The following is a 13,367-nucleotide window of genomic DNA, read 5'->3' as shown; positions in this document are numbered from 1 at the left end:
TTCAATCAACGGCACATCTTCCGGCGACAGACCGGCAAATGGCTGCCTGCATCTTTCACATCAACCAAAGCAGGTCATTTGACATAGGGGCGGCAAATTATCAGGCATGAAAAACAAGTTGAAGATCGCGATCTTGCTCGACGTTTCACGGGCCTATGACAGGGCTTTGCTGACTGGTTTGACCGGTTACAATAAAATTCACGACAGGTTTGTGTTTTTCTCCTATTCCCCGAAATATATTCATACCGGTGATGATGCGGACGCCCTGATCCAGCGGGTGATCGCCTGGAGACCTGACGGCATCTTTGCCCGGGAAGTTGTGAACCTGCAGGCGCTCCTGGAACTGGGAATCCCGCTCATCGTGGCGCCGCATACCAGCCTGTACCCGGCGCAGATCAATGTGTGGGGCGACGGGATGGCGATGGGAAGGGAAGTCGCGGAGTACTTTATTTCCAGGGGACATAAAAGGTTTGCTTTCCTTGGCTTTAAACATTTTCAGTGGTCCCTGGAAAGGCAGCGGGGCTTTACCGGCAGGGTAGGCGAGGCGGGCGCCTCCGTGGAGACCTTCATTTTCGATAATACCAACCTGCTTTGGGAACATCTACCGGAAAAGCTGGCCGTTTGGCTGAACACGCTGAAAAGGCCGTGCGCCGTATTTTCAGCCACCGACGAACTTAGCCTGCTGCTGCTGGAGGCCGCCAGGGAAACGGGCGCCAAAGTGCCGGACGATTTTTCCATCATCGGCGCAGACAACGATACCATGATTTGCGAAACGGCAAGCCCCACCTTGTCCAGCGTGGATCAGCATGTTGCACCGGCCGGGTTTGACGCCGCCGCGGCGCTGGCCGGGTGGATAGAACGGGGAGACAGGCCGGCCGGCAATATCATGGTTAATTCCTACAGCATCGTAACCCGCAATTCTACGAACACGCTGGCTGTTGACGACGAGCAGGTGCGCACGGCGTTGCATTATATTACGACGACCGCCCCATCCGAAGATATAGCGGTGAAAGATGTGGTGAACGCCACCAGCCTATCCCGCCGCATTCTCGAAAAGCGGTTTCAGCTAATGTTGAAAAGCTCCATCCTGGATGAAATAAAAAAAGTTAGGATCGCAAGGATAAAATTTTTGCTGGAGCAATCGGAGCTCACGGTACAGCAGATCGCTTACGAACTGAATTTTCGCAATGACGGCAATATTACCCGTTATTTCAGGCAATCGACCGGCCTGTCGCCACTGGAATACCGTAGCCGGAGCAAACAGGCCACGCGCCAGACGCGCGGCTGACATAATCAGACGGCCACCCCGGTCTTTTCTACCCTCACTTTTTTTCCTGCCGTTGGCCGGCATGGGTTTAAAATATTCGCAAACTGACGGTTTTTTTTCGCATTCTGACGGAAGCGCCTGGAATATTGGCAGTAATTTTCCTGCACAGTCCCCGGCGCCGTCATCCACGCGGTTCGTGAGCCGGATACTTTTATTCAAATACAGATGAAACTACGCTCATTATTGTTGTGTCTTTTTTCGGCGCTTGCAGCATCCGGCCAGCGGCCGGCCGATTTGGCCAACCCGCTGGTGGCAACGGCCAAGCCCCGGTTTGATTTTTTCGCCGCCGCCTCAATGCCTTACGGCATGGTGTCGCTCGCACCCGATACACACCACGGCGATCTTTGGAACGCCGGCTATCGCTATAATGATACCCATATCCTGAATTTCAGCCACGTCCACAATACCCAAACTGCCGGCATCCCCGTGATGCCTGTGGTTGGTTCCTGCAAGGCATTGCAGGGGCTGGAGGCATCTAGGTCGAGATTGAGTCACGAAGGGGAAGTGGCAAAGCCGGGGTATCATAAAATCCGCCTGGAAGACTATGGCATCACGGCAGAGTTCACCGCTTCCCCCCGTGCGGGGTTTCACCGGTATACCTTTCCCGCGGCCGGGGAGGCGCATGTTATTATGGACCTCACCGCCGCGTTGGGGCCGGTTGTCATGCTGAAAGGACATGCCAGGCAGGTGAGCGGTACCGAAATAGAAGGTTACTCCGTTATGGCGCCCACTTTCCGGCGGAAAAAGAACTGTACGGTATACTTTTTCGCCAGGTTCAGCAAGCCGGCGGATAAAATAAATCTCTGGCAATCGTCCACAGACAGCTCCGGCGCCAGGGTTCTCACAACGGCAACCCAGGTGGAAGACCGCCGGGCGGGTTTATATGCGAGTTTTTATAACCTGCGGCAGGGTGAGCAGGTGATGCTGCAGGTGGGTATCTCCTTCGTCAGCATGGCCAACGCCCGGCTGAACCTCGAAAGCGAACTGAAGGACTGGGACTTTGGCGCTGCCGTTGAAAAGGCCACGCAGGCGTGGAACGACTACCTTGGAAGAATTGACGTAGCCGGCGGAACACGGCAGCAGCAGGTGAAGTTATATACGGACCTGATGCATACCGCCATCGGCCGCAGATGGACGGAAGATGTGAACGGCCAGTACCTTGATAATACCGGACCGGCTCCCGTGGTAAGAAACATTCCACTGACGCCGGAAGGCAAGCCGGCATTTCATTTCCTGGATGCGGACGGCTTGTGGGGATCACAGTGGAACCTGAATGTGCTGTGGTCGATGGTGTACCCCGAATACGGCAACAGCCTCGCCGCTACGTTTCTGGCCTATTACCGCAACGCGGGCCTGCTCGCCCGGGAATCGTGGGGAGGTAATATGTCGTACGTCATGGTAGGCGATCAGACAGCTCCGCTGCTGGCGGCATTGATGCAAACGGGGCGCGCCACGTTCGACACGAACGAGGCGTTTGCCGGCGCATATAAAAACGCATTCCCGGGCGGTATCCGTGACCGGGCCGGCTACGAGGCGGGGCCTAACCCGCAGGGAGGCGGCATCGACTGGTACGTCAGGTTCGGCTATGTGCCGTACGAAATCTCGAAGCGGGGGAGCGGCTTTCATCGCGGCGGCGCGGCCATGACGCTGGAGTATGCGTACCAGGACTGGTGCATCGCCCAGATGGCTTTAAGCCTGGGGAAGCACGACCAGCACCGGGTATTTATGAAAAGGGCCGCGAACTGGGAAAATATTTTCGACGCAGGCTCCGGCTACATGCGGCCGAAAGATACCGCCGGCCATTGGCTCACTCCGTTCGAGCCGGTGATTCCTCCAAACGGAAAAGGATTTGCTGCACCGGGTTTCATCGAGTCGAACTCGGCTATTTACAGTTATTATGTGCCGCAGGATGTTGACGGCCTGGTGCATGCCATGGGCGGCAGGGAAACATTCGTAAAGCGGCTGGATGCAAGTTTTTCAAAGGCCGCCGCCTTTGGGTTTGCTGCGGAGCACGGTGAGCATGCAAAATCGGAAATCGATTACGACAACCAGCCGGGCTGCCACCTGGCGCACCTGTTCAGCTATGCCGGCGCGCCCTGGAAAACGCAATATTGGGTACGCCGTGTGAAAGCGGTCACCTTCGGCGATACCACCTTTGCCGCCGGCTACCGCGGCGACGAAGACCAGGGCCAGATGGGCGCGCTCAGCGCGTTAATGGCCGTTGGCTTGTTCGACGTACAGGGCCTGGCGGATATGAACCCCTCCCTGGAAATCACATCTCCCGTTTTTGATAAAATCACGTTTCACCTGCCCGGCGGAAAACGCTTCGTTATCGAGGCGAAATCACCGCGCGGGAAAGATAACACCTACATCCAGTCTGCCCGCCTGAACGGGAAATTATGGAACAGCTTCTCATTCCCGTTCAGCGCCTTCGCCAAGGGCGGCCTGCTGCAGCTGACGCTGGGGCCTTCGCCGAATAAAACCTGGGGAATCACCGCGTTGTGATACCGGCCCCCCGTTGAAAATCATACCGTAGTGAAGAACAGTCGTTCTTTTATCGGCAAGCACATAACAAGTCAGTAAGCATGGTGGTTGAATTTTATTGCCCGGGTGGGGGCAGCGAAGCGGTTTCGTGGGAATTGTTCTGCAAAACGGCGAGGGATGAAGGATATGACGGAATCGAATACGGGATAGCGGGCATAGCCGGGGAGCGGGAGCTGGATATGGTGTGAAACATTGCCCGGCGCACAGGTTTGAAAATCATCGCGCAGCATTACGATACCAACGACCGGGATTTTTCCCGGCACCTGGACAGGTATTGCGCCTGGCTCGAAAATACCGGCAGGATGGACGGGAACTTCGACGCAGAAGCGCGGCCGGTGTCAACCTGGATAGCCACCCATTTCAACATGTCTTTCCTGGGGTAAAAAGGACCAAAGAAAGAAAACCGGCTCAGGTAAGAGCCGGTTTCTCATGTGCATTGCGCATGTACTTTGGTTACATACGTCATTTGGGGGGTGCGTATCAGTAATTGGGGTTTTGTTTCAGGTTCTGGCATTGGACATTGTTTTCTTCACGGTCTGCGGCGACATATTTAGTTGCCGGGCAATTTCCTCGTGCGTAAGCCCCTGTTCCCTGCTGAGGGTGAAAACGCGCTGGCGTTGGGGTGGTAACTGGCGGATGGCCTGGCGGAGCAATGCTTTATACTCTTTGTCCGCCAGGTATCCGTCGTTTGTCTGAGATGGGTGCCGGTTAAGTTCCAGGGTGACCAATGCCTGTATTTTCTTTTCCTTCGCGGCAAACCGGAAGAAATCTATGGCCCTGTTGTAGGTCACTTTAGACAGGAAGGCGTCTACGTTCCCTATGCCGGAAGCTGCGGCCCTGTTCACCCAGAGTCGGGTAAATATTTCAGAAAGCAGTTCTTCTGCCGTTTCCCTTGATTTGGTAAGCCGGAGGAGGTAAGTGAAAACCTTGCTCCAGTAGCGCTGGTACAATGCCGCGAACGCCCTTTCATCCCCTGACGCAATTCGCTCAAGCAGGATCGTTTCATCTGCCGGTTCGTCCGTCATACTATGTAAGGGCTGTTCCTTCATGACAAGGGTCTGTTAGCAGCGCAAGTTATTTTATTTTATCCGCGCTGTTCCAGACTTGCAGATCCTTTATCGCACCTTTAAAGGCATGTGTGGTATCTCCGATGTATTGCAGGGGAAAGAAAAGCGTTTGTACGATGAGCATCGAATCTTTCTTGCCGGCAATGCCGATCTTTTTCCCCTGGAGGCTTTGCACAAGTTTGCCGTCGGCATACAGACGGGTGCCTTTATGATCGCCGCTGATAGCCAGTTGCGTCCACTTATTTTCCGGTACCACATAATCGAACGCATAGTCGTAGCCCTCCCGTGAAAAACCGATTTTCCCTGTTTGTTGCTGCCTGAGTTTAACGACTGCGTGGGGAGAGCGGAACAGCACGGCATTGGGTATATTGCCTGCGGCAGGTTTGATGCTGAAACTTACCGTATAGCCGTAACCTATTTCCGGTACCGGCATTTGTACGAAGCTGCGTCCTCCGTTAAAATGCAGCCCATCTTTTCTGGTGGTTGTGCCGGCTGTTTTAACTGCTTTTGCGCGAGCGCCGGCATTGTCTTTAGCTACCGGCTTTCCCGGTTGGTATTGCAGCACCAGCCCGTTTTTCCCCTGGAGTTTGCCCCGCATATTGGCGCCGGGGCCCTCTCCTGTGCCGGCTGCACGGGCGGCAAAGGCGGCGTAGGATTGCGTACTGTCGGCGCCTTTCCACATTTTTTGGGCGAGCACCTGCATGGCGGGAAATACCCGGTCGTGTACGTCTTTTTCGGTGATCCCGTTGCCGACGCGATCATTCCACACCGCGAAAGAGCCGCCTTTGATGTGCGGGTCGCCGTCTTTAAAGCGGATGCTGTTTACCTGTACCGGTTCCCATTTGTTGTACAACGTTTTCAGGTTGAGATAATCATAGTAATAGCCTGCCGCGGGCACGATATATAACCAGCTGTCGGGTGTGGAGATCATGTTGTACCCTAGTTTGGCCATCTCCACGGGATCAGCGTAGCCATTATACCATGCGTTGATGGTGACGTCTTTTACCTTAACGGGCGTATTGCCTTTGGCATGCGTAAGCGAGCCCCATATCCTTGCTTTTTTGCCATAACCTTCCACCAGGCGGATGTAATGATCGATGAAGGCGCGGAACTGCTCGGCGGCTTCCTTTGCATATTCGTCGGTGCCTATATGCACATCCGGCCCGGTGAATACCGGGTTGGGCCCCGAAAGGTATTCCATGAACACGCTGTCGATAACCTGATAGGTAACCGGATTGTCAAGGTCGAGATGATCCATGCCGTATTTTTTGCTGCCGATTTCCGGGCGGAGCTTTGAAAAGGCGAGCGAATGCGCCGGTACGTCAATTTCGGGGACGATGTTGACGCCATACGACGTGGCCAGCGCCTGCAGCTCCCTGAATTCCTGTTTCGTATAGGAGCCGTCCCTGGCGGTAAGGGTGGGATAAAAATCGCTTTGCAGGCGGAAGGCCGCGTAGGTGCTATCCCAGTTGTTCCCGAAAAGCTTGTAAAAGCCATTATCGTTGAGATGGATATGGAAATCATTCATTTTGTAGTAAGACATGAATTTCACGTACTGCCGGAGGAAGTCCATGCTGAAGAACTTGCGGCCGACATCGAGTACGAAGCCGCGTACTTCATACCGTGGATAGTCTTTCGCCTCACCGCAGGGGAAATGCGCGTGCAGGCTGTCGTGTTCCAATACCTGGAGCAGCGTGCGGGTTCCCCAGAATACGCCCCGGGTTTCCGGTGCAGCAATGTGCAGCGCGTGCGGGGTCGAGTTTATTAAGTATCCCTCTTTCCCCAGCGAGGTGTCTGTTTTGTGCAGGCTTAAAAAGATATCACCGTTGGCCGGCGTACCGGTTTTTACAGGAAAAGCCAGCCCGTTCGTCAGTTGCTGCAGGTCTTGTTGCAGGATGCGCGCGGTGCCGGAGAGCGCCTGCGCGGAACCTGGCTCCAATACGATGGCGCTCGACGGGAGAAGGGTGAATTGGCCTGTGCTTCCCTGCCATTCCCGTAAGCCGGGAATAACAAATGGCGCGGCGTTGACGGTTTGGGACCGGGCGTCGGGCTGAAACAACCGGAGCAGGAATGCAGTAAGCAAGACGGCTTTTTTCATATCATACATTGTTAGGTATCAATTATATTGTTTGCCGGGCTTTCATTGCAGTGGAAAGTGAAACGCTTGGTTGACGACATGAGCAGCGATTGCGTTCGCCGGCTTTAACGGGGCGTAAAGATATCAAAATCGGTATGGCCTGTGTGGGGGAGGCAAAATTGCATATATAAAAGCTAAAATAGTGGTACTGCCTGGTGCGTTGAGGCACGCACGGATGAGAAATATTTTTCCGCTATGCTGCAATGAATTTGGAAATTTGAAATAATCACCTACATTTGCACTCCCTGACGCAAAAAAAAAGATGCCCAGATGGCGAAATTGGTAGACGCACTGTGTTCAGGTCGCAGCGCTCGCAAGGGTGTGCTGGTTCGAATCCAGTTCTGGGCACCTTAGTGGACAAATCGGAAATTCTTCTGGTTTGTCCACTTTCATTTTTAAGCAGACCCTTATCCAGCTTGAATATCAGTTCCGCCGCCTCATTCATGCGGGCGGTTCGATATTGGAATCCGTCAAAAACGAGTTTTTCAGGGAAAATCGAACCGATGATCCTGCGTTTGGTCTTAACGTCAGAATCAGCATATAAAACGTCTACTTTCGCAAGCGCCTTAACAGCCTTATCCAGTAGGCCATCGATATTCGCTGTGCGCCGGCTCACCTCCATCAATTTTGCCTCCAATTTTTGAATTCTGCCTTCAGCATCAGTCTTTATCTCCTTGTACTCGGAAGGCTCTAGGTCATCGGCTAGCATCAGTTTACGGGCTTTTATGATTTCCCCTTGGGCGTTGGCTATTTGGTTGGAGATCAGTGACAGGTCGCTTTTGTTTCCCTTGTTGCGCTCCCTGTATGCAGCGTTTAGAACGGTCTTGTACACTTCCACCATGCCTGGTTTCGGAACCAGCTTTTTTAGTTCTTTCGAAAAAAGGCCGGGTATAGACCTTCACGGCGCCCACGAGGCCCAGGACGGCGCCAATGGCGTAAAGAAGGGTGATACCAGTGTCGAAGTATTCGCGCACCATTTCGTTTGCCTGCTCGATACCAGCAACGCCGTCCTGGGCCTGAGCCGAAATGCCTGTAATCAGGAGAATAGCGGCAATAGCCTGCCAGCGGGCCTTCCGCCCGTGAGAATTGGGTAATTGCATGAATCAGATATTTGGGAGGTGAAGATGCCCCGCCTGTGGGGGCCCGTCGCCGACGGAGAACCGTTGATCGGCAGGCAGGGCTATGATGGGAAAGTTGATTTGATCGCGCAGATCTACGCCCACATTTCTGACAGCTCCGCTTCGGTAAAGCGCAATGCCAGCTCGCGCTCGACGGACACGGCCACGTACCGGTTAATGGCATCGTAGAACTCGGTGCCCTGGAAAATACTGTACTGGCTCACGATTGCACGTATCTTCGTGAATACCTCGGCGGGATTCGCCGGTTGGGAGGCGATATTATCGATCACCGCGGAGATCTGATCGATGACGGATTCCGCTTCTTTAAGGAGGATGCTCGAATCGTCTTCCACCAGCTCCAGTTCGCCGATATCGTCATCCTCCGTTAAGTATATCTCAGGTTCACGGCGTTCGTAGGTGGGCAGGCGGTGGCTAAAGGAGGGAGATACAGACTCCCTCACGCCGGCAGCTTGAACGATGGGCACGGGTATTTCCTTTTTGTTGAAGTTTTTCGTCCTTATGAAAAAGAGATATACCAGGACGTATGTAATGCCCGAAAGAAGGAGGGCGAGCAGTACTGGGGAAAAATTGAACGATGCCATACAATTGTATTTTGATTATGAAATAAATTGTAAGGCAAATGTGCACCCAACTATAGGCGAATTTTCATAGCGTCAATCATAGTGTAGAACAGTTTTCGACTTTCCTAGACAGTCAAAACTTTCCATTTATTATAATCTATTAGTAATCAATAGTTTGAATTTAAATTGATACTATTTTGCAATTCAAAAATTGAGTTATGCTTTATTTGGATTAAAAAAACACCACACTGATATTTGGATTCACAAACATTGTAACTTAGAAATGTATGATAGTTACAGTAGAAGTTGAAAACGTTAAGACCCAATTTTTTTTCAAATTCTCTAAAATAAATTTTCACGCACCCCGTACCATTATGCATAATGGAAAAGATGTGAATGACAACAAAACTTTTTAACCCAATTCTTATACCAATCTTATGGCGCTTGAGTTTAATACCCGCCTACCTCTTGTTGGCGCAAAATATTCCGAACTTTTAAATATCCCGCTAGATAAAATAAATATTGCAGAGCAGCTGCAGGTACATCCTGACTATCCGTCGCTTTACTCGCTAAGTGATATACTTCATCGAAACGGTGTTACGAATAACGCATATGCGGTGGAAACCGACTCGGTATTTGATTTCACGCCGCCGTTTATAACCTATCTTAAAAATTTACCCACAGGCAAGGATTTCGTCATTGTCACAGAGATTTCTAAAACTAGCGTTAATTACTATTCAGGACACTGGAAGAAAGTTTCGGTATCCCGAGAGCAATTTATCAGCTCCTATCAAGGCATAATATTGCAAGGGAAAAATCTTCCTAAAGAGAATACGCAAACAAAATTATCTTCATTTCTAAGGTCGAAACTTTCCTTTCCAATTGTTGGAGGTATTATTATTCTGTTCTTAATACTTGGAAAATACTTTTCGATACTCTCCATTGGGGATTCCAAAATTTTCGTACCTCTACTGGCGCTAAAACTATTTGGTGCAATAATTACAACGCTGTTACTAACTTACGAAGTCGACAAAAGTAACTCTTTAATAAAAAACATATGCACTGGCAGCAAAGAATTAAACTGTGATGCAGTGCTTAAAAGTAAAGGCGCAAAGATTTGGGGTCATACCTGGAGTGAAATCGGATTCTACTATTTTTTCTCAACAGCAATTATACTATTAAGTAGCGAAATAACCACCCCCTTCAAAGGAGCATTGCTGGCTAGTTTATCATTAGCAGCGACTCCTTTCATAATTTTCAGCTTTTACTATCAATTTAAAGTAGTAAAACAATTTTGTCCGTTATGCCTGGGAATCCAAGTCACATTGATCGTAGAATTAATCATTGCACTCGCTTCATTGAATCAGTATCAATTTTCAGCATTCCGACAATTCTCACCGATATTTCTCTTTCCAGTAATAATCGCATTACTACTCCCGGTTGTTTGCTGGAAGTCACTGAAGAGAATCTTCATAAAGGCCAGTAACGAGAAAAGATATAAGTATGCATATAAACGAATCCTGAACAGCCCCGACTATTTCAATCATCAGCTCAACCGGGAAACTTCGGCGCCGGAAGGATGGCGTGAGATAGGAATGTTAATTGGAAATCCAAACGCATCAATTACAATCCTAAAGGTTTGCAATCCGTATTGTGGCCCATGCGCAAAAGCACACCACCCATTAGAGCAAATACTTAAGGTAAATAGTAATGTAAACATGCGTATCATTTTTACAGCGAGTACTCACGAAGGAGATCCGCGAACAGCGCCCGTAAGGCATTTCATTTCAACTCAAGAAACTGAAGGCCCTGAAAAATTCTCTGAACTTCTTTCAAAATGGTATGAAGCACCTATAAAAGATATAGCAATGTTTGCGAGCAACGGTACACATAAAATCCCGACCGACATTGATAAGAGAATAAAATCCATGGAGAAGTGGTGTGAGGATGCCAAAATATCGCACACTCCAACGTTCTATATCAATGGAAAAAAATTGCCGGATCGTTATAGTATTGAAGACTTAAAAACAATACTACTTCAAACATAGTCACACTTTTAATTCGATCGATTAAACGAGGAGATGATACGAACCTCGAAAAAAAAGAGTACCCATATTAAAAAATAAATACAACTGGAATTTATGACGGTCAACAAAACCCAAATTAAGTCCCTTAGTTCGTCAGAGATGAAATCCATCATGGGAGGATCAATTGGAGGAGCTTGCGCAGCTACGGCAATGTGTGAGGGTGGAGGCTCTGTAACAATTACTTGTCCAAATTCGGATGCAGGATGTACAGCAAACGATTATGGAGGTGGCGCCAATGGATACGCTTACTGTTCCGAAGGAGGGCAAGTAAAGTCCGTGTCGTGTAATGAACGCCGGAATAGCGATGAACCATATGTTTAACAACTAAACTCTTACCGATGAAAAATGTCATCACTTTAAGTAAAGAACAAATGAAAGATATTCTTGGAGGTGAGGTTACTAACCCGGGCGGCGAAGGCGACGCACCCTCAATCTGTTCCGTTTGGTGCAAAAACAAGAATACTTATGGTACGAAAGATTGTGGACTTGGCGTAAGTTGCTACGCAGACCCAGAAAGGGAATCTGTTTACTGCGGTGATACTGAATATTGTCCTTGTGACTAAGTGGTACAAATTGTTTCGGGGCGGGCAATCAGTTCGTCCCGAAACTTTAATTTCCAAGAATGCGCATACTTATTGCAAACCTTCTGATAGCCTTGGCTTTTACGGCATCAGCACAAGAAACTAAAGTTGTACCATTACAACAAACAAAGGGGAATGTTTCAAACATTTCTACGAATCAGGCTTTGGTAAAGAAGTCAGGCACAACATATGCTAGCCCCGACGAGTCAATTTATTTTACGTATATACACGATATAAACTCTTATTATCATGAGCTTATTGAGAAAGGGGGATTACCATTAGACAGCGTCAAAACGCTTATTAAGACTTACAATATCGACACCACATCCACTTTTGCCAAACCAAATGCGATTCAATTTTTACTGAGGCCAGCTGAAACAGATTCAACCGCTTATCTTCTAATAGATAGGGACAATAATGGAATATTTAGCAGCTCAGAACAATTGATTGTAAATTCAGGAAACTTATATAATCTTTCCTCCACGCTAGAAATGGCGGAGGGAAAGATCATTTCTCGATCAGCATATGACTTTCAGTTGAAGCCGTTAATAAAACGCTTTGGCGGCAATATAACACTCGATCTTCAACTTCTTCACAATAATAGTGCGAAGGGAATGTTTCGATTGGACGGGATCGAACCCGTTGCCGTTGAGGCTAGGATGAGCCTTGCCCGAAAAGGCTACGTTGGTAGAAATGTTACTATAAATATTTCTAAGCCAGGCCATCCTCTACAAAAAATTGATTTCAAAGAAGTTTTACCCTATCATCTGAGAACTCAGATTTCAATTCCTCCATATAAGGTCTCAGTTGATAGCATATCACCGTCTGGAGAGTATCTAATACTAAAATACATCAGGGATACCATTCATCCAGTCAGCAACTACCGTATCGGGCAACGCTTTATCGACTTGAAATTGCCTTTAGTATCGGATACCGCTGTAAGCAACTATATTTTGAACGGCAGCAGTTCTACAGAGTACTATTTGGTAGATTTTTGGGGATCCTGGTGCATGCCTTGCATCCGAGATTTTGATTCTCTTTCTATACTAAAAAGAAAGTTCGACAAGAATACACTTACAATAATCGGCATCGCTTGCGAATATACAAACAATATTCAGGGAACCAAAAGCGTTTTAAAAAGCAAAAACAGTTCCAGAACAGATTATTTCGTAAATATATCAAATTCAAACAATCCACTGCGACCAATGAGTTTAATTTCATACCCTACCTACATTCTAGTAAATAAGGAAGGGAATATAGTAATGAGGGAGACTGGAGGTGGCCTTTATAAAATAGAATCCTTTTTGTTGAACAAAATAAAATTCACTTCCAAATGAATATTGTCAATATTCTCCTAATCCTGCCTTTATCCTTAATGGCTCCCATTGAAAATTGGCATTTGCAGAAAAGTCAAGTTTATCAGAGTAATGAAAAAAAGGCAAATCATCTGTACCTAGCTACCAAAAATCATCTCTACTTCGACAGTACAAAAATTAAGATTATTTCAATCTTACCAAATTCGGACGTTGAGGCCAGTATTCGACCTGGCTTCCTGGATCTCAAACCGCATAAAGTTGGAGCAGGTAGCTTTAGAGTTAAAACCAACCATGGTGACAAAACCGTCTTTTTTCATACACATTTATTACCAGAAAAAACTAATGAAGCCAATAAAATAATTAGTAAAAAAAGGGCCTTAATCATTGACTAAAGGTAACTTCTTGCAATTCGGCTTTTGAACATAGCTTGAGGATATATTTTGAATGAAGAAAAATTAAATCAAACGATCATTTATGCTGTAATAGTTGAGCAAGCGTCTGATTCCAGTTGTGAACCGGTTTGTTCCACTTAGCGCAGATATTTTCCTGAACGAGGAATAAAAGTTTCATTAGGGCGTCTTCGGATTGGAAGGCGCCTTTTGATTTTGT

General features: G+C 48.4%; 11 protein-coding genes, 1 tRNA gene and 1 pseudogene. 8 read left to right on the top strand and 5 right to left on the bottom strand.

From position 1 onward, the window contains the following. Positions 1-106: 106 nt before the first annotated feature. From EGT74_RS00055 to EGT74_RS26805, 3 genes are all read left to right on the top strand, one after another. Positions 107-1,288: a substrate-binding domain-containing protein gene (locus EGT74_RS00055; protein WP_123844403.1), complete on the top strand. Its 1,182-nt coding sequence runs from the start codon at positions 107-109 to the stop codon at positions 1,286-1,288. A gap of 204 nt (positions 1,289-1,492) precedes the next feature. After that, a complete protein-coding gene (locus EGT74_RS00050) occupies positions 1,493-3,832 on the top strand; it encodes a GH92 family glycosyl hydrolase (RefSeq protein ID WP_123844402.1) in 2,340 nt (779 codons plus the stop codon). A gap of 248 nt (positions 3,833-4,080) precedes the next feature. Continuing rightward, positions 4,081-4,254 (top strand): hypothetical protein, encoded by a 174-nt coding sequence (locus EGT74_RS26805; protein ID WP_158617930.1) that lies wholly within the window; start codon positions 4,081-4,083, stop codon positions 4,252-4,254. 117 nt (positions 4,255-4,371) lie between these two features. On the opposite strand, the gene EGT74_RS00045 is transcribed toward EGT74_RS26805, so the two are convergent. Further along, entirely contained in the window at positions 4,372-4,920 is a 549-nt protein-coding gene (locus EGT74_RS00045) for an RNA polymerase sigma factor (protein WP_123844401.1), read from the bottom strand. A gap of 25 nt (positions 4,921-4,945) precedes the next feature. Then, positions 4,946-7,036 (bottom strand): family 20 glycosylhydrolase, encoded by a 2,091-nt coding sequence (locus EGT74_RS00040; RefSeq protein ID WP_123844400.1) that lies wholly within the window; start codon positions 7,034-7,036, stop codon positions 4,946-4,948. A 303-nt stretch (positions 7,037-7,339) separates the two neighbouring features. On the opposite strand from EGT74_RS00040, the gene EGT74_RS00035 reads away from it, so the two are divergent. Next, positions 7,340-7,423: transfer RNA gene (locus EGT74_RS00035), tRNA-Leu, on the top strand. A 365-nt stretch (positions 7,424-7,788) separates the two neighbouring features. Here EGT74_RS00035 and EGT74_RS27435 read toward each other — a convergent pair. Continuing rightward, positions 7,789-8,175 carry a DUF4134 family protein gene (locus EGT74_RS27435; RefSeq protein WP_123844399.1) on the bottom strand — a complete coding sequence of 129 codons (387 nt, stop codon included), beginning with the start codon at positions 8,173-8,175 and terminating at the stop codon, positions 7,789-7,791. A gap of 113 nt (positions 8,176-8,288) precedes the next feature. Next, the gene (locus EGT74_RS00025; protein ID WP_123844398.1) at positions 8,289-8,795 is read right to left on the bottom strand and encodes a hypothetical protein; all 507 of its coding nucleotides are present in this window, start codon (positions 8,793-8,795) and stop codon (positions 8,289-8,291) included. Positions 8,796-9,211: 416 nt separating this feature from the next. Between EGT74_RS00025 and EGT74_RS00020 the strand changes: the two genes are divergently transcribed. The 4 genes from EGT74_RS00020 (at position 9,212) to EGT74_RS00005 (ending at position 13,150) form a co-directional block, all read left to right on the top strand. Next, the gene (locus tag EGT74_RS00020; protein ID WP_123844397.1) at positions 9,212-10,822 is read left to right on the top strand and encodes a vitamin K epoxide reductase family protein; all 1,611 of its coding nucleotides are present in this window, start codon (positions 9,212-9,214) and stop codon (positions 10,820-10,822) included. A 377-nt stretch (positions 10,823-11,199) separates the two neighbouring features. Next, positions 11,200-11,424, top strand: coding sequence for a hypothetical protein (locus EGT74_RS00015; protein ID WP_123844396.1), 225 nt, complete (start codon positions 11,200-11,202; stop codon positions 11,422-11,424). Positions 11,425-11,483: 59 nt separating this feature from the next. After that, the gene (locus EGT74_RS00010) at positions 11,484-12,779 is read left to right on the top strand and encodes a TlpA disulfide reductase family protein (RefSeq protein WP_123844395.1); all 1,296 of its coding nucleotides are present in this window, start codon (positions 11,484-11,486) and stop codon (positions 12,777-12,779) included. Beyond that, on the top strand, positions 12,776-13,150 hold the full coding sequence (locus tag EGT74_RS00005) for a hypothetical protein (RefSeq protein WP_123844394.1): 375 nt from the start codon (positions 12,776-12,778) through the stop codon (positions 13,148-13,150). Before EGT74_RS00010 ends, EGT74_RS00005 begins: the two co-directional genes overlap by 4 nt. A 76-nt stretch (positions 13,151-13,226) precedes the next feature. Here the strand turns inward: EGT74_RS00005 and EGT74_RS27430 are convergent. Next, a pseudogene (locus EGT74_RS27430) lies at positions 13,227-13,367 on the bottom strand (IS256 family transposase); the annotation flags it as partial.

Origin of the sequence: Chitinophaga lutea, assembly GCF_003813775.1 — a bacterium.
In the GTDB taxonomy this organism is placed as follows: domain Bacteria; phylum Bacteroidota; class Bacteroidia; order Chitinophagales; family Chitinophagaceae; genus Chitinophaga; species Chitinophaga lutea.
Note: the sequence above shows the minus strand (reverse complement) of the source record. Positions and strands in the feature narration are given on the sequence as shown.

Excerpts from the sequence above, each read along its gene's own strand:
- EGT74_RS00055 (WP_123844403.1), top strand. The coding sequence starts at position 107 with ATGAAAAACAAGTTGAAGATCGCGATCTTGCTCGACGTTTCACGGGCC.
- EGT74_RS00050 (WP_123844402.1), top strand. The coding sequence starts at position 1,493 with ATGAAACTACGCTCATTATTGTTGTGTCTTTTTTCGGCGCTTGCAGCA.
- EGT74_RS00045 (WP_123844401.1), bottom strand. The coding sequence starts at position 4,920 with ATGAAGGAACAGCCCTTACATAGTATGACGGACGAACCGGCAGATGAA.
- EGT74_RS00040 (WP_123844400.1), bottom strand. The coding sequence starts at position 7,036 with ATGAAAAAAGCCGTCTTGCTTACTGCATTCCTGCTCCGGTTGTTTCAG.
- EGT74_RS27435 (WP_123844399.1), bottom strand. The coding sequence starts at position 8,175 with ATGCAATTACCCAATTCTCACGGGCGGAAGGCCCGCTGGCAGGCTATT.
- EGT74_RS00025 (WP_123844398.1), bottom strand. The coding sequence starts at position 8,795 with ATGGCATCGTTCAATTTTTCCCCAGTACTGCTCGCCCTCCTTCTTTCG.
- EGT74_RS00020 (WP_123844397.1), top strand. The coding sequence starts at position 9,212 with ATGGCGCTTGAGTTTAATACCCGCCTACCTCTTGTTGGCGCAAAATAT.
- EGT74_RS00015 (WP_123844396.1), top strand. The coding sequence starts at position 11,200 with ATGAAAAATGTCATCACTTTAAGTAAAGAACAAATGAAAGATATTCTT.
- EGT74_RS00010 (WP_123844395.1), top strand. The coding sequence starts at position 11,484 with ATGCGCATACTTATTGCAAACCTTCTGATAGCCTTGGCTTTTACGGCA.
- EGT74_RS00005 (WP_123844394.1), top strand. The coding sequence starts at position 12,776 with ATGAATATTGTCAATATTCTCCTAATCCTGCCTTTATCCTTAATGGCT.